The following is an 18,179-nucleotide window of genomic DNA, read 5'->3' as shown; positions in this document are numbered from 1 at the left end:
GCCGGTGATCAGCGGTCCCGCTGTTCCCGGTAGGACCGGCGCGAGGCGGTCTCGTAGGTGGGTGCGGGACGGCGCTGGACGGGGATCGAGCTCAACGGCCCGCCGCGCCGGGAAGCGGGTCCGGGCAGCCCGGCGGACCGCGCGCGACCGCCGCCGGTCACGACCAGGGGGTCGACCATCACGACCACCGCGGCCAGCAGCAGGAAGCAGCCCGGCCCGATCATCATCGGCAGGAGCAGCGAGGCGGGTGCCTCGCCGGGCGGTGACGGGGCCGCGGAGGGGTGCAGGTGCACCTGGAGCGCGGCCATGCCCGTGTAGTGCATCCCGCTCACGGCCACGCCCATGACGACGCTGGCGCCGAGGCTGGGGAGGAAGCCGTGGATGGAGACGGCTGCCCACAGCGAGGCGGTCGCGGCCACCACGGCGATCAGGACGGAGAGCGACACGGTGAGCGTGTCGTACTCGAACACACCCTCGAAGTTCATTCCGGCCATGCCCAGGTAGTGCATGGAGGCGACCCCGAGGCCGGTGATCGTCCCACCGGTGACCAGCGCCATCCGGGTGGCGCCCCGGTAGCCGACGAGGAAGATGCCGACCCCGACCATCACGACCGCCACGGCGAGGCTGGCGTAGGTGAGGGGCCGGTCGTAGCTCACCGGTGCCTCCCGGACGGAGAAGCCCAGCATCGCGATGAAGTGCATCGTCCAGATGCCGGATCCGATGGAGGTCGCGGCGAGGGCCAGCCAGCCGGCTCTGTAGACGCCCCGTGTGCGCAACGACCGGGTGGTGCAACGAAGGCCGAGAGCGGCACCGAGGCATGCCAGGAGGAACGCCGTGACAGGCGTCACGAGGCCGTAGCTGAATCCGTCGACTGTGCCCTGCATGCTGGTACGCCCTTCGCGCTGTGCCCGGGTTCGGGGGTGACCCTAAGGGGCAAGGCCCGGCAAGCAAACATAAGAGCGGCATTTTATCCCCCTCTGGACCCTCCGAGGATCCGGCACCCGAAATTCCGTTCACAACATGGCCATCATCACCCTCCCCTCCGTTGGCGCTCGGGTGCGAGGCTGCTGCCTGTCCGCTTCCCGACGCGAGGAGCACACGTGTCCGTACGCACAGCAACCGCCTCCGGTGCCGTCGCCGCCCTGCTCGGCGCCTGCGTCCTGCTGCCCGCCACCCAGGCCCAGGCCTCGGGCGGGCAGGACAGCCCTGTCGTCTACGCCCACCGGGGCGCTTCCGCCTACGCCCCGGAGAACACCCTGGCCGCCGTCGACGCGGCCGACGATCTGGACATCGCGTGGGTGGAGAACGATGTGCAGCTCACCAAGGACGGGGTGCTGGTCGTCGTGCACGACACCACCCTGAGCAGGACCACCGACGCCGAGGAGGTCTTCCCCGGCCGCGCGCCCTGGGCCGTCAAGGACTTCACCGCGGCGGAGATCGCGAAGCTGGACGCGGGCAGCTGGTTCGGCGCCGGCTTCGCGGGGGCCCGGGTGCCCACGCTCACGCAGTTCCTGCACCGGCTGGAGCGCAACCGCCAGAAGCTCCTCCTGGAGATCAAGAGCCCGGAGGCCTACCCGGGGATCGAGCGGGAGACCCTGCGCGTCCTCGGCAGGGAGGGCTGGCTCGACCGCGGTCACGTGCGGCACAGGCTGATCATCCAGAGCTTCGGTGCAGAGAGTGTGAAAACTGTCCACGCCCGGCGTCCGGACGTCGTCACCGGCTTCCTGGGGACCCCCGCGGTGGCCGATCTGCCGTCGTACGCCGCGTTCACCGATCAGATCAATCCGTCGTACACGACCATCGGCGCCGACTACGTCGCCGCGGTGCAGAAGCTGAAGGGCGCCCACGGCAAGCCGCTCCGGGTGAACACCTGGACGGTGAACGACGCGGCGAAGGCGGCGGAGGTGGCCGGCTTCGGCGTCGACGGCATCATCACCAACAACCCCGACACCGTCCGGGACGCCACCCGCTGAGCAGGCGCACGGGGCGGCGCTGTCAGCGACCGGCCGTACCGTGGTTCACATGGAGAGCAACGAGCAGGTCGTGGAGTGGTCCGTCGTGCCGAGCGACATCGGACCGCTCCTGCTCGCCGCGACCCGCGCGGGCCTGGTGACCGTGGCCTTCCACGCGCGCCCCGACGTCCGGGACAAGGCACTCGGACAGGTGCGGACACGGCTGGGTGCGGAGCTGGTGGAGGCCCCGGACTCCCCGCTGCTGGCCGAGCCCGTCCGTCAGTTCGCGGCCTACTTCGCCGGATACCTGCGGGAGTTCTCGCTGGCTCTGGACTGGTCGCTGAGCTCCGGTTTCCACCGCGAGGTGCTCCGCGAGCTGGCGTCCGGCGTGCCCTACGGGACGGTCGTGGGCTACGGGGACCTGGCGAGCCGGGTCGGCCAGCCGGGCGCCGCCCAGGCCGTGGGGGCGGCCATGGGGTCCAACCCGCTGCCCGTGGTGGTTCCGTGCCACCGGGTGGTGGAGAGCGGCGGAGGCCTGGGCGGGTTCGGCGGCGGGCTTGAGACGAAGCGGCGGCTGCTGGCACTCGAGGGGATACTCCCGCAGCCCCTCTTCTGATCCGAGGAAGTGGACTGCCCGACCCGATGGCGCCGGACCGCCCGATCTCCGGAGACACGGGCGGTCCGGCGCCGACGGGGGCGTCACCGCGCCGGTCCGCACACCTCGGCGCCGGACCTCGCCCTCCGCGCCCACATCCGGATCCGTCCGTTCGATGCCGCCCGGTGGTACGAGCTGGCACACTGCGGCGGTGACGTCAGCTTTCTCCGTATCCCGGATCACGGCCGCCGAGCTTCCGGCCCTTCGGCGCCGGATATCCGCCGTACTCATCGGCAGTCAGATACTCGGCGGACTCGGCGTGGCCGTCGGCATCGCGCTCGCCCCGGTCCTGGCGGCCGAGGTGAGTGGGACGGAAGCCCTCTCGGGGCTCGCGCCGACCGCCTCCGTGACGGGCACGGCACTGCTCTCGCTGCCACTGGCCGCCCTGATGACCTCGCGGGGGCGGCGCGCCGGCCTCGTCCTGGCCTATCTGATCGGGGCGCTGGGAGCCTTGCTCGTGGTGACCGCCGCGGTCGTGGACAGCTTTCCGCTGCTGCTGCTCGGGATGGCCGGCTTCGGCGCGGGATCGTCGGCCAATCTCCAGGCGCGGTTCGCGGCGGCCGACCTCGCGGAGCCCGAGCGGCGTGGCCGGGCGATCTCCACCGTCATCTGGGCCACCACGATCGGTTCGGTGCTCGGCCCCAACATCGCTGCTCCCGCGAGCCGCGTGTTCCGGAGCACGTTCGTGCCGGAGACGGCGGGCCCTTTCGCCTGGGCCGTGGTCATCTTCCTGCTCGCCGGAGCCCTGGTCGCGGTGCTCCTGCGTCCCGATCCGCTGCTGACGGCGCGGGCGCTGGCGTCCCCGACCGGGACGTCCGCCGCGAGCCGCTCGCTGCGGGCGGGAGTCGCGGCGGTCCGGGCGTCGCCGATGGCCCGGCTGGCGCTCCTGACCGTCAGTGTGTCCCACACCGCGATGGTCTCCATCATGGTCATGACCCCGGTCCACCTGGGGCACCACGGCGCGGACATCCAGCTGATCGGTCTGGTCATCAGCGGACACATCGCGGGGATGTACGCGTTCTCCCCCGTCATGGGCTGGCTCTCCGACCGGGTCGGCAGGCTCTCCGTCATCGGGCTGGCCGCCGGACTGCTGTGCTGTGCGGCACTGCTGGCGGGCACGTCGGGTGACGGCCACGCCCGGACTGCCGCGGGTCTGTTCGTCCTGGGCCTCGGCTGGTCGGCGGGCCTGGTGGCCGGCTCGGCGCTGCTCACCGACTCCGTACCCCAGGATGCGCGGGCGGCCGTGCAGGGGCTCTCCGACCTCTCGATGAACGCGGCGGCCGGCGTCGGCGGCGCTGTCGCCGGCATGATCGTCTCCTGGATGGGCTACGGCTGGCTCAACGCGGTCGTCGCCTGTCTCCTCCTGCCGATGGCCGCGCTCGTGCTCCGCAGAGCGGTGACACGTCCGGCCCGGGATCCGGCGAAGGGCTGAACGCTCCCCCGGCGAACCGCTACAGGCGTCGGCCGACGATCCCCGTCCATGCGGGGCGGTGCGGGTCGTCGGCGCGTACGACCGCGTCCGCGCGTCCCGCCGGGGCGACCTCGTCCTCGTACCGCGCGAAGGCGGGCAGCGTCCACCGCTCGCTCTCCCGCGTGCGGCGTCGCAGTGCGCCCGGTGAGAGGCTCAGATGCACTCCGAGGTCGAACGGGAACCACTGCCCGAGGAGCAGCGGTCCGTGCAGGATCAGCACCCCGCCCTCGGGAAGCACCTGGTACGGGCTGCGGGTCGCGCGGTCCGTGGCGGGGTTCCAGAGATCGGGCAGCACCCGTCCGCTGCCGCCCGCCTCGAGCGGGCGGAACACCTCGCGCCACAGTGCCCCGGTGTCGAACCAGCCGTCGGCGTACGAGTCGGGGTCCTCCTTGCCGTACTCGTAGCGCAGGCTGGCCGGACGCAGAAAGCCATTCGTGGAGACGGTGAGCACCTGGCGCCCGCGAGCACGCAGCGCCTCGGCGAGGTGAACGGCGGGCTCCTCGGGGCGGGCGGCGGGAGCGCCGTCGACGCCGATCCTCAGCCAGGCCCCGCCGTCGGCCGGTTCGAGTCCGTCGGCGTGGGCGGCGAGGGCGCGGGCCAGCCGTTCCCAGGTGATGGGTTCACATCGCACGCGTCCATCATCGCCCTGCCCGCGGGCGTCCGTCATCATCTGGCCGCTCCACGATCGGCGGTCAGCCGGTCCCCGCCCCCCGCGCGGCCGGTCCGCCCGCCCGCCTACCTCACCGCCGGGCAGTCCACCGCGTCGGCGTCGTCGGAGAGCGCACTGCCCTCAGGGAGCAGATACGTCACCCACAGCACGACGGGCTCCGTCCCGAGGTTGCGTCCGATGTGCCGGTGCCGGGTCCCGGACGGCTCGATGAAGGACGTTCCCGCGGATGTCACCTCGACCGAGCAGTCGTCGAGGGTCCGGGTGAGTGTCCCGGACTTGACGACGGCGATCAGCTGACCGCTGTGGGTGTGCCAGCCGGTGGAGCCTCCGGGCTGCACGGTGATCTCCCGGAAGGTCACGTCCGTACGGCCCTTCGGAGGCTTGATGCCGAGCCTGCCCTCGGAGGTGCCCTGGGCGACGACGGTGCCGCTCACCCCACTGCCCGGCGTGGCGACCGCCGCCGCCGGCAGGAGGCCCAGCGCCGCCACGCAGACGCCCACGAGCAGTGCCTTGCGCGGTGTCCCCCGCCCCTTCGTGCTCTTCCCGCTCCTCGCACCGACCACGCCGTCGAACCTCATGAACGACTCCTCAGCATCCGCCCAGTGAACGCGACCACGCTACCGATGAGTTGGGCGGAAAGCGTCAGGTGCGCGAGGATCGGCCACCGCGGAGTTCAGCGGCGAGCGGCCCTTCCCCGAGCACCTCCGCCCGGCCTTGCTCGACCGCCTCCGCGAGGGTGCACTCACCGCGCCCGAGGGCCAGGACCACCTCCGCGTCCAGGACGAGGCACGCGTCCGGGTGCGCCGCGGGGCCGTATCCGTACACCTCTCCCCCCGCGTCATCACCACCCGTCCGGATGTGGAACTCGCCCTCGGCGAGCCTGACTTCGACGACCCCGCTGCGGGTGAGGCCGTCCATGGCGCGCAGCAGGGGCAGGGCGAACCAGTGGGCCCTGACCGCATCGGTCGGACGGCGCTCGGCGAGCGCGGGCGCACCCCACCGGCCGAGCGCGGTGAGGACCGGGAGCAGGCCGCGGCCGCGCTCGGTCAGTTCGTAGACCGCCGCGGCGGCGGGGGGCGGCAGCCGGCGGCGGACGGCCAGGCCGCCCTGCTCCATGTCCTTGAGCCGGGAGGCCAGCACGTCCGTGCTGACTCCCGGCAGATCGGCGTGCAGATCCGTGTAGCGGCGCGGGCCGGCCAGCAGTTCACGGACGATCAGCAGGGTCCACCGGTCGCCGACGGAGTCGAGGGCACGGGCGGTGGCGCAGAACTGGTCGTAGCTCCGGCGGCGGACGGGGCGTGCGGGCTGCTGCTGACGTGGCATGCGACGCAGTCTAGACATGTTGTTGGACTTTCCAAGCCCGAGCTTGGTAAAACCAAGTATCGCAATTCGGGGTAGGGGAGGCACCGCATGGAGTTCCGGCAGTCCAGCAAGCTCAACGAGGTCTGTTACGAGATCCGGGGCCCGGTCATCGAACAGGCCAACGCCCTCGAGGAGGCGGGCCACAGCGTGCTCCGCCTCAACACGGGCAATCCCGCGCTCTTCGGCTTCGAGGCGCCGGAGGAGATCGTCCAGGACATGATCCGGATGCTCCCCCAGGCGCACGGCTACACCGATTCACGCGGCATCCTCTCCGCGCGCCGCGCCGTCGCGCAGCGCTACCAGGCGATGGGGCTGGCCGATGTCGACGTGGACGACGTCTTCCTCGGCAACGGGGTCTCCGAGCTGATCTCCATGGCGGTGCAAGGGCTCCTGGAGGACGGGGACGAGATCCTGATCCCGAGTCCCGACTATCCGTTGTGGACCGCCGTCACCACGCTCGCGGGCGGCAAGGCCGTGCACTACACCTGCGACGAGGGGGCGGACTGGAACCCCGACCTCGCCGACATGGCCTCGAAGATCACCGACCGCACCAGGGCCATGGTGATCATCAACCCGAACAACCCGACGGGAGCCGTCTACTCCCGCGAGGTCCTCGACGGCATGCTCGACCTGGCCCGCAGGCACGGTCTGATGGTGTTCGCCGACGAGATCTACGACCAGATCCTGTACGACGACGCCGAGCACCACTCCGTCGCGGTGCTGGCCCCGGATCTGCTCTGTCTCACCTTCAGCGGGCTGTCCAAGACGTACCGCGTCGCGGGGTTCCGTTCGGGCTGGATGGTGGTGTCGGGACCGCAGCAGCACGCCCGCAGCTATCTGGAGGGGCTCACGATGCTCGCCTCCATGCGGCTGTGCCCCAACGCCCCGGCGCAGTACGCGATCCAGGCGGCACTCGGCGGCCGCCAGTCGATCCGGGACCTCGTCGCCCCGGGCGGCAGGCTCCACGAGCAGCGCGACCGGGCGTGGGAACGGCTGAACGAGATCCCCGGGGTGTCGTGCGTGAAGCCGAAGGGCGCGCTGTACGCCTTCCCCCGCATCGACCCGAAGGTCCACGCCATCGTCGACGACGAGCGCTTCGTCCTGGACCTGCTGCTTCAGGAGAAGATCCAGGTGGTCCAGGGCACCGGCTTCAACTGGCCGCGCCCGGACCACTTCCGCATCCTGACCCTTCCGCACGCCGACGACCTGGACGCCGCCATCAGCCGCATCGGCCGTTTCCTGAACGGATACCGTCAGTGACCTGCCGGGCCTGCCGCACCCCTGTGGTGACGCAGTTCGCCTCGCCCGGCCTGGTGGGGGCGATCGTGGAGGGCGGGCTCGATCCGGCGGAGGACCCCCGCTGGGCGGACTCCGGTGCGGCGTCACCCGCGGAGTACGCACGCTGGGCAGGCCATCTGTGCGGTATGGCCTGCCTGCGCATGGCGCTCGGCGCAGGGGCTCCGCCCCTGTTCGAGCTGCGGGACGGCGCGTCGGGGTACGAGGCGTACACCGAGGACGCCGACGGGGAGATCAGGGGACTGGTCTACGCCCCCTTCGCCCGGTACGTGTCCGAGGTGCACGGCCTCGACGCGGTCGTCCACCGGGACCTCTCCCCCGCCGGGATCCTGAACCTCCTGGACGAGGGCCGAAGAGTGATGGCCTCCGTGCACTTCGGGATCCGGCACCCCGAACAGCCGGCCCCCGGGCGCGGTGGCCATCTGGTGCTGCTGACCTCCCGAACGGCGGACGGGGCCGGTGTCCACTTCCACAACCCCTCCGGGATCACGGCCGCGACCCGCGCGGCAGGCCTACCGCTGCCGGACTTCGAGCGCTTCTTCGCAGGCCGAGGGGTCTCTCTCCCCGGCCTCCCGTCAACGGAGCGATAGGGAGCCCCTCTTACGAGTGGTCAGCCCGGGACCGGGGCGCCCCGGCGCACGGGCGCTCGGCTCCCGCGCCACGGTGGGCGCCGGCCTTCTCCGACCGCTCCCGGAAGACCGCCGTGCCCGCGTCCGCGCACACACGCCGCGCTGCCCATGAAGCACTCCGGGCGGCGCACCCGCTCTCACGGGCGCGCGGTTCCACTCGTCCCTCGGCCCCGCGGTCACACCGCGCTTCCCGGACGGCCCGACCGTGCAGGAGGGCCGGGGCAGATCAACTCCTGCCCGACGCCTGATCGTTACCGGCCTCGGACCGGCCCCTCCCTCACGGTGTTCGCTACTGTTCCGCCGTCGTCGGGGAATGCCCGGCCACCGTTCCGACGTCGCAGCAGACCGTCACGGACGAAGCCGAACAGGGAGCAATCGACATGGGTGCGGCAATACGCCATCTCACCGCCACCAACCCCGGGGGCCAGGTGTTCACGGTGAACATCGAGCGTGACTTCCGGTACGACCCCTACCGCGACTTCCTCGTCTGCGCGCACTGCGGCTGGTCTCCGTCGCTGCTCACCACGCAGAGGATCGACGCCATGGCCTGGGAGCACCTGGCCGGGTCCCACGATGCCACCGCCGGACGGACCGATCAGGAGAACGAGTCCTTCAGGAAGGCCCGTTGGGTGATGCTTCCGCTGTGCGCGGTCCTGGTCATCGCACTGCTGGTGGTCCTGCAGAGCTGACGGGCCCACCGGCGGGGTCAGCGTCTCAGGGCCGTGAGAGCGGCGACCGGGTCGGGGTCCGGGGTGGCCCGGGGCCACCAGTCGTCCTCGCCCGGATCGGATTCGTAGCCGTACCAGCGGCTGTCGTGACCGAAGCGGAGCTGGAGGGTGCCCGGAGTGTTGGTCAGATGGTTACGCCAGGGCAGGAAGCGCGGGAAGTCCGCCGCGGCGAGGGCGGGCCGCGCCCGGTCGAAGGGGCCGGCCGGCGGGTCCCACGGGGTCTCCAGCACCTCCAGCCCTTCTGCGCCGCCCTGCCGCCAGGCGGCAACGGCCCGGGCCAGGTCCGTCGTACTGCGGCCGGTGGCGAAGGCCAGCTCACGGTAGAGCGCCCGGGTCGTGGCGGTGAGCCCTGCGGTCGGTCGGGACGCGGCGATGCGTACGGCGTCCTGCCAGGTGCTGAGGCCGGAGAGCGGGTCGTCGCCGGTGGTGAGCATCGCGTGGGCACGGGCCGCGGCATCCGTGGCGAGGTGGTCGAGGCCGAGCGGGTCGCGGGCGCCGGGCAGCTCCGGGTAGGACGGCGGCTCGCCGGGGAACGGCGGCACGGGCAGGGGTGCGGGCAGCGGCGGCAGGAAGCGGTCGGCGAGGGCGTCGCGGGCCGCGACCGAGGGCATGGCGGGGGGCTCGGGGCGCTCGCGCGCGGAGTGCTCGGCGTTGCGGCGGCCCAGCTCGTCGAGGAGCTCGCGTTCACCCCGGCCGCGCATCAGCAGCAGGACGAACGGGTCGCTGTCCAGGAGTCGTGCCGTCTGGAAGCAGAGCGCCGCCACGTGCTTGCAGGGCCAGCCCCGGTCGGGGCAGGAGCAGTCGGGGTCCAGATCACCGGCGGCGGGGAGCAGCCGGATGCCGGTCTCGCCCGCCGTGTCGACCAGGGAGTGCGGCATCTCCTTGTCGAGCAGCGCGGACAGATGTCCCGGCCGGGCGGCGGCGGCGTCCAGGAACGTGTCCCAGTCGGACGCCGAGAACGTACGCAGGCGCAGCTCCGCGCGGTAGGGGCGGGGGCGGCTGCCGTGGACGTAGGCGATGACCCGGCCGGGGGTGACGGTGACCGCGGCGACATGGCCGCCGTCGGCGTACGTACGGCCGCGGGCGAGACGGCCCTCGTCCATGGACAGGGATTCGAGGGCGTCCACCCAGGCGCGGCCCCACCAGCTGTCCGCGAAGGGCCCGTCCGCGTCCGAGGCGCGGGCGGGCACCGCTTCGAAGGTACGCCGCAGGTCGTCGGGGCCCGGGCGGGCCGCGGGGCGGGCACCGGGGCTCATGACGCCCTCCGGAGAGAGACGAGGTCGGCCAGGTCACGGTCACTGAGCTCGGTCAGAGCGGCCTCGCCGGAACCGAGCACCGCGTCGGCGAGTGCCCGCTTGGACTCCAGGAGTTCACCGATCCGGTCCTCGACGGTGCCCTCGGCGATGAGCCGGTGCACCTGCACGGGCTGGGTCTGGCCGATGCGGTACGCACGGTCGGTGGCCTGTTCCTCGACCGCCGGGTTCCACCACCGGTCGTAATGGATGACGTGGGCTGCCCGGGTCAGATTCAGCCCGGTGCCCGCCGCCTTGAGGGAGAGCAGGAAGACCGGGACCTCGCCGGACTGGAAGCCGTCCACCATCCGCTCCCGCTCGGGCACCGGTGTTCCGCCGTGCAGCAGCTGGGAGGGGATGGCGCGGGAGGCGAGGTGGGCGGAGAGGAGCCGGGCCATCGACACGTACTGGGTGAAGATCAGGACGGAGCCGTCCTCGGACAGGATGGTGTCGAGCAGCTCGTCGAGCAGCGCGAGCTTGCCCGAGCGTCCCGTCAGCCGGGTCGGCTCCTCCTTCAGATACTGCGCGGGGTGGTTGCAGATCTGTTTGAGCGAGCCGAGCAGCTTCATGATCAGTCCGCGCCGTGCGATGCCCTCGGACTGCTCGATGAACGCCATCGTCTCGCGGACGGCCGCCTCGTAGAGCGTGGCCTGTTCCCGGGTGAGGAAGACGGGGTGGTCGGTCTCGGTCTTGGGCGGCAGCTCCGGCGCGATGCCCGGGTCGGACTTCTTGCGGCGCAGCAGGAAGGGACGGACCAGCCGGGAGAGCCGCTCGACCGCCTCCTCGTTGCCCAGGCCGGCGGCGGTGCCGGTGTTCTCGACGATCCTGGCGTGCCGGGAGCGGAAGGCCTTGAGCGGGCCGAGCAGGCCGGGGGTGGTCCAGTCGAGCAGCGCCCACAGCTCGGAGAGGTTGTTCTCGACCGGGGTGCCGGTCAGGGCGACGCGGGCCGGGGCGGGGATGGTACGCAGCGCCCTGGCCGTCGAGGAGTGCGGATTCTTGACGTGCTGTGCCTCGTCGGCGACGACGAGCCCCCAGGTGTGCCCGGCCAGCTGCTCCGCACCGGAGCGCATCGTGCCGTAGGTGGTGAGGACGAAGCCGCCGTCGGAGCCGCCGAGGGTCCGGTCGGCGCCGTGGAAGCGGCGCACGGGGACGCCGGGTGCGAAGCGGTTGATCTCGCGGTGCCAGTTGCCGAGGAGGGAAGCGGGACAGACGACCAGGGTGGGGGCGGCACGGGCGCGGTGCAGATGGAGCGCGATGACGGTGATCGTCTTGCCCAGGCCCATGTCGTCGGCGAGACAGCCGCCGAGGCCGAGCGAGGTCATACGGTCCAGCCAGGCCAGGCCGCGGAGCTGGTAGTCGCGGAGGGTTGCGTCGAGGCCGGGCGGCGCGGGGAGGGTGGCGTCCTCGTCGAGGATGCGCGCCCGGAGTGCGGCGAGGGCTCCGGCGGGAACCGCTTCGACGTGTTCACCCTCGACCTCGGCGCTGCCGGTGAGGGCGACGGCGAGCGCCTCCACCGGGTCCAGGAGGCCGAGCTCCCGCTTGCGCGCCTTGCGGACGAGCGCGGGATCCACGACGACCCACTGGTCGCGCAGCCGCACCACCGGCCGGTGCGCCTCGGCCAGGGTGTCCATCTCGGCCTCGGTGAGCCGGTCGTCGCCGAGGGAGAGCTGCCAGTCGAACGCGAAGAGCTGCTCGGCGTCGAAGAAGGAGGTGCCGTCGGTGGCGGAACCCGGCGCGGGCCGGACGACGGCCGTCGCGCTGAGCGAACGGGCGAGCTCGCGGGGCCAGTGCAGCGCCACCCCGGCCGCCGCGAGCCGCGCTCCGGCGGCGCCGATCAGCTCGTAGAGCTCGTCCTCGGTGACGGCGAGCACGTCGGGGACGGGTTGCTCCAGCAGCCGCTCCAGCGGCGGCCAGACGCGGGCGGCGCGACGCAGGGCGAGCACGGCGTCGATCCGGGCCCTCGGCCCGAAGGGGTCGCCCGCACCGCCGCTCCACAGCGTGGCCGCGTCGGTGACGTACGTCGGATCGGCCAGGCTGTGCACCTGGGTGACCGCGGCGGCGGCATGGCGCGTGGCGGACGTGGTCGCGGGCGCCTCCTCGCCCCCGGCCGGCTCCCCGGTGGCATCCGATGCGTCGAAGAGGTCGTACGCGGAGAGGTCGAGCCGGAGCGAGACGCGCACCCCCGCGTCCAGCCCGGCAGCCACCTCTACGGCCCAGGCCCGGGCCTCGGGCAGGTGTTGTGCCTCACGTGCGGCGAAGGGTGCTCCCATGGCGTGGGCGGCGGCGGGCGTCCGGGGCAGGGTGTCGGCGACGGCGTCGAGGAAGGCGCCGAGCAGGGCACGGGGATCGGGGACGCGCAGGGGTGTGCCGTCCAGTGGGACGGCGTGCCCCTCGGGCGGCATCGATGCGGCGACGGCTCTCAGATGGGCGATGTCCTCCGCGTCGCGCGGCCCGGCCCGCCAGGCGTCGTGGTCGCCGGGTGTCAGCCCGGGCAGCAGTCCGCCTCGCGCGACGAGGGTGAGGGCGTGCAGAGCCGCCGCTCCCCACGCGCGGGTGGCGGGATGGGCCGCGGCCCGGTGCCGGGCACGCGCGAGCAGGGGCACCGCGTCCGCGACGGGAAGCACCACGGCGGGCACGGTGCGGGTCTCGACGTCTTCCGTCCCGCGGCGGACGACCTCGAGCTCGGTCAGGGTGTACGCGGACCCCGCCCCGGGGTGCGAAGCACCGGTGGCGGCGAGCACCGCGTCCGTACGGGAAGGGTGCCCCGGTTCGGCGCGGGACGCCCCATCGGGGAGCACGGCGCCGGGGCCCGCCGGTCCGGCGGTCCCCTCGGGGTCCCAGAAGGCGACCCGGCCGTCCCGGGGCGGCTCTGCGGGCAGGAAGACCGCGGCGCACCGAAGCAGCCGGTCGGAGGCGACGTCCTGTGCCTGCCGCTCCATGTCCCACCGCCCCCTCATGCCTCGGTCCGCCTGCGCTCTCCTGCTCATCGCGAGTCTAGGCGGGGGGTGTGACAGCGCCCGCCCCGGCCGTGATCCCACGGGCGGAGCGGGCGTGCAAGCACGTCAGTGACGGGTGAAGGGCTTGATGCGGGAGGGGCCGGCGGGCTGTTCCCGATCGAACTCGGGGAGCGTCTCCGGATCGAATTCCGGCACCCCGTCCGGCTCCGGCCCCGGCCCCGGGAGCGGCGCGTCCGGAAGCGGCTGGTCCGTGAAGGTCTGCTCCGTGACCGAGGGGGGCGGGGAAACCGGGGCGGCCGACGGGTCCATGGCGGACGCACCGCCTGCGGGCCGTTCCGCAGGCCCGTCCTCGGGCTGGTCCGTGGCCGGCTGCCCGGACGAACCCTGCGCCCGACCGGCCTCGACGGGCGGCGGCGGCCCCTGCTGCGCGCGTTCCAGGAAGCGGAGCAGTTCCACCGGGAAGGGCAGGACCAGTGTGGAGTTCTTCTCGGCCGCGACCGCGACGACCGTCTGCAGCAGCCTCAACTGCAGCGCCGCCGGCTGGGTGGACATCTGCTGTGCCGCCTGGGCGAGCTTCTTCGACGCCTGCAGCTCCGCGTCAGCGTTGATGACCCTGGCGCGCCGCTCACGGTCGGCTTCGGCCTGCCTGGCCATGGACCGTTTCATCGTCTCCGGCAGCGAGACGTCCTTGATCTCCACGCGGTCGATCTGTACGCCCCATCCCACCGCGGGACTGTCGATCATCAGTTCCAGTCCCTGGTTGAGCTTCTCGCGGTTCGACAGCAGATCGTCCAGGTCACTCTTGCCGATGATCGACCGGAGGGAGGTCTGCGCCATCTGGGAGACCGCGAAACGGTAGTCCTCGACCTGGATCACCGCGCTCGCGGCGTCCACCACCTTGAAGTAGATGACGGCGTCCACCCGCACCGTGACGTTGTCACGTGTGATGCCGTCCTGGGCGGGCACGGGCATCGTCACGATCTGCATGTTCACCTTGCGGAGCCGGTCGACGCCCGGAACGATCATGGTGAACCCCGGAGAGCGCACCTGGTCGTGGAGCCGGCCGAGCCTGAGCACCACGCCCCGTTCGTACTGCTTGACCACCCGGGCCGCGGCCATGGCGTACATCAAGGCACCCGAGAGTACCGCCACCAACACGATCAACAGAACCTGGACCATCACGGCCCCCTGCCTCCGGGGGTGCGCATCCGCACCCGCCCATCACGCCCTATTAACACCATATGCCCGATACGCACACCTTGAACCTCCGCCCGGGTGCCAATGGCCCCGGCCGGCCGCGCCCCGGATGCCGACGCCCCGGGGACCGGGCAGGGTGGCCAGCGCCAGCACGTCTCCGGGACGTACCGATGAGCCGTACGAGCAGACGAGGACTCGCCCATGTCCGTCACCGCGACCCCCACCGTTCTCCGCCGACGTGCCGTCACCGCCACCGGCGCCGCACTGCTCACCCTGGCCGTCGCGGGCTGTTCGGGCCTCGGGCGCACGGCGGTCGGACCGGTCTCCTACACCACCGGGCGGGACGGCGTAGTCACCGTGCACAGTCCGTCGGTGAAGGGCTGCCACGAGATGGCGCCCGACGGAGCGAGCAAGGTCGAGAACCGGACCCTGATCGACATGACCCTTTACACCACCCGCGACTGCTCCGGCCGCGGGACCGCCTACGTGGCCACCACGTTCACCGACACCAACGCCGAGAGCTCCCCGGTCTGGCGCAGCTACCGCTTCGTCCACTGACCGTGCGCCCCGCACGCCCGTTCCACCCACCGTGCGAGGCCCCCACGGAGCCCGAGGGGCCCGCCGCGCGTTCGTTCAGGGCCGATCGGGGCGGGCCAGCACCCAGACCCCGTCGGGGGTGAGACAGCGGTCGGCCACGAGTCCGGCCTCCGCCAGATACGCCTCGAACCGCTCCGCGGACAGCTCCCGCGACCGGAAGGTCTGGGTCCACCGGGCGTCCTCGAAGACGTACTCCGCGCGCACCTCGTCGACCCCGTCACCGACGGGGTCCGCCGAGAGGATCCGTATGGTGCAGCCCGCGGCCGGGTCCTCCCTCTCCCGGGGCACATCGGAGTGGTAGTCGGCGCCCTCCCGCTGGATCAGCACGACTCCGTCGTCCTTCACGTACCTCACGCAGGTCCGCAGCAGCGCTTCCCTGACCCGGTGGTCGCTCGTGTGCACCAGGAACGACCCCAGCACGACCGCGTCGAACCGCTCCTCGCCGAGGTCAAGACCCTCGATGGGGCTCAGGACCGCGCGGGCCCCGCGGACGCGCTCCAGCATCTGCGCCGACTCGTCCACCGCGGTCACGGAGAAGCCCAGCTCGACCAGGGGGTGCGTCACCCGGCCCGCCCCGCAGCCCAGTTCGAGCACGCTCGCGCCCGGAGGCAGCGCCGAGGCGATCACCTCCGGTTCGTCGCCGACGGACAGCCGGGCGTACAGCTCGACCGCGCAGCCGTCCGGTGTGATCGAGCCAGGACCTGTACCCGTGTGTCCCTCACGTACCAGTTGTCCGCTCATGCCTGCCACAACGTCCGGGCGCGGGGCGGCGTTCCCCCTCGGTTTCCGTCCGGCTCGGCCTGGGGTCATGCTGGAGAGGAGGCGATGGTGATGCGTACCGGAAGTGAACCGTCCACCGCACGGAGCCCCCTGCGGATGCGACTCTGGCTGAGCGTCTGGGGCATGCTCTGGGCCGTTCTGGGCCTGGTGGCCTTCGTGGCGACCGGACGCGTCGGCTGGGCGACCGCCTGCGGTGTACTGCTGGTCGTCACGATCACGGACCTCTGCGTCGTCGTCCGCCACATGCGGCAGGGCCCGCACTATCAGCCGGGGCGCGACGTCCCTCCGTACGAACCCGACCGGGGCGGACGACGCCGCTAGGGTCCTTCGCCCGGGCCCCCCGGGCCCAGCGCGATCCGGACGAGAGGCGCCGGGGCCTCTCGTCCGTCAGGGGCGGTCGTCGAAGCGGGCGGCCTGCAGGTATTCCGGCTTCGGGTCGAGGGCTGCGGCCAGCCTGAAGTGGCGGGTGGCCTGCTCGGGCCTGCCGGCGCGCTGGAAGGTGCGGGCCAGCGCGAAGTGCGCGAAGGCGTTGTCCGGCTCGCGCTCCAGGACCAGCTCGAATTCGAGCTCCGCCGGACGCAGTTGGGCTGCGGCGAAGAAGGCCCGCGCGCGCAGCAGGCGGGCCGCCGTGTTCTCCGGGTGCGCCGCGATCACCGAGTCGAGCAGCTTGACCGCACCCCGTGGATCCCGTGCTGCGAGCAGTTGCTCCGCCGCACGGAAGTCGATGACATGCGTTTCCGGGTTGCTCTCTGGCACGGCCCTATCCTTCCCCTCGCTCTCCGCTCCTGAACATCGGTCCGGGCGCCCGTATTCCGGTGGTCACGGGTCAGCCGGCGGCGGCCCGCGCCGTGAGCTCCGACCAGACCTCGCGGACCTGGGGCTCCAGGTCCTCCAGCGGACCGTCGTTGTCGACGACGAGATCGGCGACGGCCAGCCGCTCCTCGCGCGTGGCCTGCGCCGCCATCCGGGCGCGGGCATCGGACTCCGTCATACGGCGCAGTCGTACGAGGCGGTCGAGCTGGGTCGCGGGCTTCGCGTCGATGACCACGACCAGGTCGTACAGCGGGGCGAGGCCGTTCTCCGTGAGCAGCGGGACGTCGTGGACGACCACCGCGCCCGGTCCGGCGGCCCGCTCCAGCTCGGCCGAGCGCGCCCCGACGAGCGGGTGGACGATGGCGTTGAGTGCCGCCAGGCGTGCGGGGTCGGCGAAGACGATCGACCCGAGCGCGGGACGGTCGAGGGAGCCGTCGGGGGTGAGGATCTTGGGGCCGAACATCTCGACGACGGCAGTGAGTCCGGGAGTGCCGGGTTCGACCACCTCGCGGGCGATCCGGTCCGCGTCGATCAGTACGGCTCCGTAGCGCGCGAGCAGTCGTGACACTTCGCTCTTGCCGGCGCCGATGCCGCCGGTCAGGCCCACTTTCAGCATGGGCCGAGCCTAACGAACGGCCCTCCCGGGATCTCCCGCGGGCGCACGGCGATCTCCTGTGGGTGCGCGACGGGGGCCACGCGCCCCCGCCCGAACGCCCTGCCAGGCCCGGTGGGCAGATGCCCCGCATCGTGCGGCCTACCGCGCCCGGGTCCGCACGCCGGTCCGCCTGGGACGGAACAGCCTCGGGCTGCCGGGCCCCGGCGGCCCTCAGGAATCGCCCTCCCGCTCCGCGAGGAAGCGCTCGAACTCGAGGCCGATCTCGTCCGCCGAAGGCAGATCGACCGACTCGGCGACCAGGTTGCCCCGGGTCTCGGAACCCGCGAGCGCGTCGTACTGGTGCTCCAGCCCCTCGACGAGCGAGACGAGCTCCTCGTCACCCTGGCCGACCTGCCGGTCGATCTCGGTCTGGGTGCGGTGCGCCTCCGTGCGCAGGGTGTGCGCGACGCTCGGCAGGACCAGTCCGGTCGCCGCTGTGACCGCCTCCAGGGCGGTGAGCGCGGCATCCGGGTAGGCCGACCTGGCGACGTAGTGCGGCACATGGGCGGCGACACCGAGGACGTCGTGGCCCGCCTCCATGAGCCGGTACTCCACAAGCGCCTCGGCGGAACCGGGCACCTGCGCCTCGTCGAAGGGGCTGCGGTGCCCCGGCATCAGGTCGGTGCGGTTGCCGTGCGGCGTGAGGCCGACGGGGCGGGTGTGCGGGACGCCCATGGGAATGCCGTGGAAGCTGACGGCGAGACGGACACCGAGCCGCTCCACGACCTGCTCCACGGCGGCGGCGAACCTCTCCCACTCGACGTCGGGCTCCGGTCCGGAGAGGAGCAGGAAGGGGGCCCCGGTCGCGTCCTGGACGACCTTCACCTCCAGGGTGGGCGACTCGAACCCCGCCCACCGGTCACGCTTGAAGGTCAGCAGCGGGCGGCGCGCCCGGTAGTCGACGAGCCGGTCGTGGTCGAAGCGGACCACGGTCTGGTGCGGCAGCGTCTCGAGCAGGCCGTCGACGATCTGCTCACCGGTCTCGCCCGCGTCGATGTACCCGTCGAAGTGGTAGAGCATGACCAGGCCGGCCGACTCCTGGGCGAGCGCCATGTCGACGACGGCCAGGCCCTTCGGCTCCCATTCGTACAAACTCTGCGGATCAGGCACGGTTACCGCTCCTCC

19 protein-coding genes are annotated in these 18,179 nt (G+C 72.4%); 8 read left to right on the top strand and 11 right to left on the bottom strand.

The annotated features are described in order from the left end of the window. Positions 1-8: 8 nt before the first annotated feature. On the bottom strand, positions 9-884 hold the full coding sequence (locus ABZ441_RS16990) for an MHYT domain-containing protein (RefSeq protein ID WP_358974043.1): 876 nt from the start codon (positions 882-884) through the stop codon (positions 9-11). A gap of 216 nt (positions 885-1,100) precedes the next feature. Between ABZ441_RS16990 and ABZ441_RS16985 the strand changes: the two genes are divergently transcribed. The 3 genes from ABZ441_RS16985 to ABZ441_RS16975 all read left to right on the top strand — a co-directional run bounded on the left by ABZ441_RS16985 (position 1,101) and on the right by ABZ441_RS16975 (position 4,039). Further along, the gene (locus ABZ441_RS16985; protein WP_358974039.1) at positions 1,101-1,973 is read left to right on the top strand and encodes a glycerophosphodiester phosphodiesterase family protein; all 873 of its coding nucleotides are present in this window, start codon (positions 1,101-1,103) and stop codon (positions 1,971-1,973) included. A 49-nt stretch (positions 1,974-2,022) separates the two neighbouring features. After that, entirely contained in the window at positions 2,023-2,568 is a 546-nt protein-coding gene (locus tag ABZ441_RS16980; protein ID WP_358974036.1) for a methylated-DNA--[protein]-cysteine S-methyltransferase, read from the top strand. A 154-nt stretch (positions 2,569-2,722) separates the two neighbouring features. Next, a complete protein-coding gene (locus ABZ441_RS16975; RefSeq protein ID WP_358974033.1) occupies positions 2,723-4,039 on the top strand; it encodes an MFS transporter in 1,317 nt (438 codons plus the stop codon). Positions 4,040-4,058: 19 nt separating this feature from the next. Here the strand turns inward: ABZ441_RS16975 and ABZ441_RS16970 are convergent, their stop codons facing one another. From ABZ441_RS16970 to ABZ441_RS16960, 3 genes are all read right to left on the bottom strand, one after another. Then, positions 4,059-4,709, bottom strand: a complete 651-nt coding sequence (locus ABZ441_RS16970) for a uridine kinase (protein ID WP_358974030.1) — start codon at positions 4,707-4,709, stop codon at positions 4,059-4,061. A gap of 104 nt (positions 4,710-4,813) precedes the next feature. Beyond that, on the bottom strand, positions 4,814-5,326 hold the full coding sequence (locus ABZ441_RS16965; RefSeq protein ID WP_358974026.1) for a cupin domain-containing protein: 513 nt from the start codon (positions 5,324-5,326) through the stop codon (positions 4,814-4,816). A 64-nt stretch (positions 5,327-5,390) separates the two neighbouring features. Further along, entirely contained in the window at positions 5,391-6,089 is a 699-nt protein-coding gene (locus ABZ441_RS16960) for a winged helix-turn-helix transcriptional regulator (RefSeq protein WP_358974023.1), read from the bottom strand. Positions 6,090-6,158: 69 nt separating this feature from the next. Here ABZ441_RS16960 and ABZ441_RS16955 point away from each other — a divergent pair, with 69 nt between their 5' ends. The 3 genes from ABZ441_RS16955 to ABZ441_RS16945 all read left to right on the top strand — a co-directional run bounded on the left by ABZ441_RS16955 (position 6,159) and on the right by ABZ441_RS16945 (position 8,724). Further along, entirely contained in the window at positions 6,159-7,370 is a 1,212-nt protein-coding gene (locus ABZ441_RS16955) for a pyridoxal phosphate-dependent aminotransferase (protein WP_358974021.1), read from the top strand. Then, positions 7,367-7,996 (top strand): peptidase, encoded by a 630-nt coding sequence (locus ABZ441_RS16950; RefSeq protein WP_358974018.1) that lies wholly within the window; start codon positions 7,367-7,369, stop codon positions 7,994-7,996. The genes ABZ441_RS16955 and ABZ441_RS16950 overlap by 4 nt, the downstream gene beginning before the upstream one ends. A 419-nt stretch (positions 7,997-8,415) precedes the next feature. Beyond that, a complete protein-coding gene (locus ABZ441_RS16945) occupies positions 8,416-8,724 on the top strand; it encodes a hypothetical protein (protein WP_358974015.1) in 309 nt (102 codons plus the stop codon). A 17-nt stretch (positions 8,725-8,741) separates the two neighbouring features. Here ABZ441_RS16945 and ABZ441_RS16940 read toward each other — a convergent pair whose 3' ends face one another. From ABZ441_RS16940 to ABZ441_RS16930, 3 genes are all read right to left on the bottom strand, one after another. Next, on the bottom strand, positions 8,742-10,019 hold the full coding sequence (locus ABZ441_RS16940) for an SWIM zinc finger family protein (RefSeq protein WP_358974012.1): 1,278 nt from the start codon (positions 10,017-10,019) through the stop codon (positions 8,742-8,744). After that, positions 10,016-12,994, bottom strand: coding sequence for a DEAD/DEAH box helicase (locus tag ABZ441_RS16935; RefSeq protein ID WP_358974270.1), 2,979 nt, complete (start codon positions 12,992-12,994; stop codon positions 10,016-10,018). Before ABZ441_RS16935 ends, ABZ441_RS16940 begins: the two co-directional genes overlap by 4 nt. A 123-nt stretch (positions 12,995-13,117) precedes the next feature. Beyond that, complete coding sequence (locus ABZ441_RS16930) at positions 13,118-14,191, bottom strand: SPFH domain-containing protein (protein ID WP_358974007.1); 1,074 nt, start codon at positions 14,189-14,191, stop codon at positions 13,118-13,120. Between the two features lie 219 nt (positions 14,192-14,410). Here ABZ441_RS16930 and ABZ441_RS16925 point away from each other — a divergent pair, with 219 nt between their 5' ends. After that, positions 14,411-14,767: a hypothetical protein gene (locus tag ABZ441_RS16925; RefSeq protein WP_358974004.1), complete on the top strand. Its 357-nt coding sequence runs from the start codon at positions 14,411-14,413 to the stop codon at positions 14,765-14,767. A 75-nt stretch (positions 14,768-14,842) separates the two neighbouring features. On the opposite strand, the gene ABZ441_RS16920 is transcribed toward ABZ441_RS16925, so the two are convergent. Beyond that, on the bottom strand, positions 14,843-15,547 hold the full coding sequence (locus ABZ441_RS16920) for a class I SAM-dependent methyltransferase (RefSeq protein WP_358974001.1): 705 nt from the start codon (positions 15,545-15,547) through the stop codon (positions 14,843-14,845). Positions 15,548-15,637: 90 nt separating this feature from the next. Between ABZ441_RS16920 and ABZ441_RS16915 the strand changes: the two genes are divergently transcribed. Continuing rightward, complete coding sequence (locus ABZ441_RS16915) at positions 15,638-15,907, top strand: DUF6343 family protein (RefSeq protein WP_358973998.1); 270 nt, start codon at positions 15,638-15,640, stop codon at positions 15,905-15,907. 66 nt (positions 15,908-15,973) lie between these two features. Here the strand turns inward: ABZ441_RS16915 and ABZ441_RS16910 are convergent, their stop codons facing one another. The 3 genes from ABZ441_RS16910 to ABZ441_RS16900 form a co-directional block, all read right to left on the bottom strand. Continuing rightward, the gene (locus ABZ441_RS16910) at positions 15,974-16,342 is read right to left on the bottom strand and encodes a tetratricopeptide repeat protein (protein ID WP_205019525.1); all 369 of its coding nucleotides are present in this window, start codon (positions 16,340-16,342) and stop codon (positions 15,974-15,976) included. A gap of 70 nt (positions 16,343-16,412) precedes the next feature. Continuing rightward, positions 16,413-17,015, bottom strand: a complete 603-nt coding sequence (coaE, locus tag ABZ441_RS16905) for a dephospho-CoA kinase (RefSeq protein WP_358973994.1) — start codon at positions 17,013-17,015, stop codon at positions 16,413-16,415. Between the two features lie 210 nt (positions 17,016-17,225). Next, the gene (locus tag ABZ441_RS16900; protein ID WP_358973991.1) at positions 17,226-18,164 is read right to left on the bottom strand and encodes a PAC2 family protein; all 939 of its coding nucleotides are present in this window, start codon (positions 18,162-18,164) and stop codon (positions 17,226-17,228) included. Between the last annotated feature and the right edge of the window lie 15 nt (positions 18,165-18,179).

This window comes from Streptomyces sp. NPDC005752, from assembly GCF_040630715.1.
GTDB lineage: Bacteria > Actinomycetota > Actinomycetes > Streptomycetales > Streptomycetaceae > Streptomyces.
This window is presented reverse-complemented; position numbering and strand designations above follow the sequence as displayed.

Bases quoted from the DNA above. Each gene is read 5' to 3' on its own strand.
- ABZ441_RS16940 (WP_358974012.1), bottom strand. From the start codon at position 10,019: ATGAGCCCCGGTGCCCGCCCCGCGGCCCGCCCGGGCCCCGACGACCTG.
- ABZ441_RS16945 (WP_358974015.1), top strand. From the start codon at position 8,416: ATGGGTGCGGCAATACGCCATCTCACCGCCACCAACCCCGGGGGCCAG.
- ABZ441_RS16965 (WP_358974026.1), bottom strand. From the start codon at position 5,326: ATGAGGTTCGACGGCGTGGTCGGTGCGAGGAGCGGGAAGAGCACGAAG.
- ABZ441_RS16990 (WP_358974043.1), bottom strand. From the start codon at position 884: ATGCAGGGCACAGTCGACGGATTCAGCTACGGCCTCGTGACGCCTGTC.
- ABZ441_RS16915 (WP_358973998.1), top strand. From the start codon at position 15,638: ATGCGTACCGGAAGTGAACCGTCCACCGCACGGAGCCCCCTGCGGATG.
- ABZ441_RS16955 (WP_358974021.1), top strand. From the start codon at position 6,159: ATGGAGTTCCGGCAGTCCAGCAAGCTCAACGAGGTCTGTTACGAGATC.
- ABZ441_RS16930 (WP_358974007.1), bottom strand. From the start codon at position 14,191: ATGGTCCAGGTTCTGTTGATCGTGTTGGTGGCGGTACTCTCGGGTGCC.
- ABZ441_RS16935 (WP_358974270.1), bottom strand. From the start codon at position 12,994: ATGGAGCGGCAGGCACAGGACGTCGCCTCCGACCGGCTGCTTCGGTGC.
- ABZ441_RS16960 (WP_358974023.1), bottom strand. From the start codon at position 6,089: ATGTCTAGACTGCGTCGCATGCCACGTCAGCAGCAGCCCGCACGCCCC.
- ABZ441_RS16975 (WP_358974033.1), top strand. From the start codon at position 2,723: ATGCCGCCCGGTGGTACGAGCTGGCACACTGCGGCGGTGACGTCAGCT.
- ABZ441_RS16980 (WP_358974036.1), top strand. From the start codon at position 2,023: ATGGAGAGCAACGAGCAGGTCGTGGAGTGGTCCGTCGTGCCGAGCGAC.
- coaE (WP_358973994.1), bottom strand. From the start codon at position 17,015: ATGCTGAAAGTGGGCCTGACCGGCGGCATCGGCGCCGGCAAGAGCGAA.
- ABZ441_RS16920 (WP_358974001.1), bottom strand. From the start codon at position 15,547: ATGAGCGGACAACTGGTACGTGAGGGACACACGGGTACAGGTCCTGGC.
- ABZ441_RS16925 (WP_358974004.1), top strand. From the start codon at position 14,411: ATGTCCGTCACCGCGACCCCCACCGTTCTCCGCCGACGTGCCGTCACC.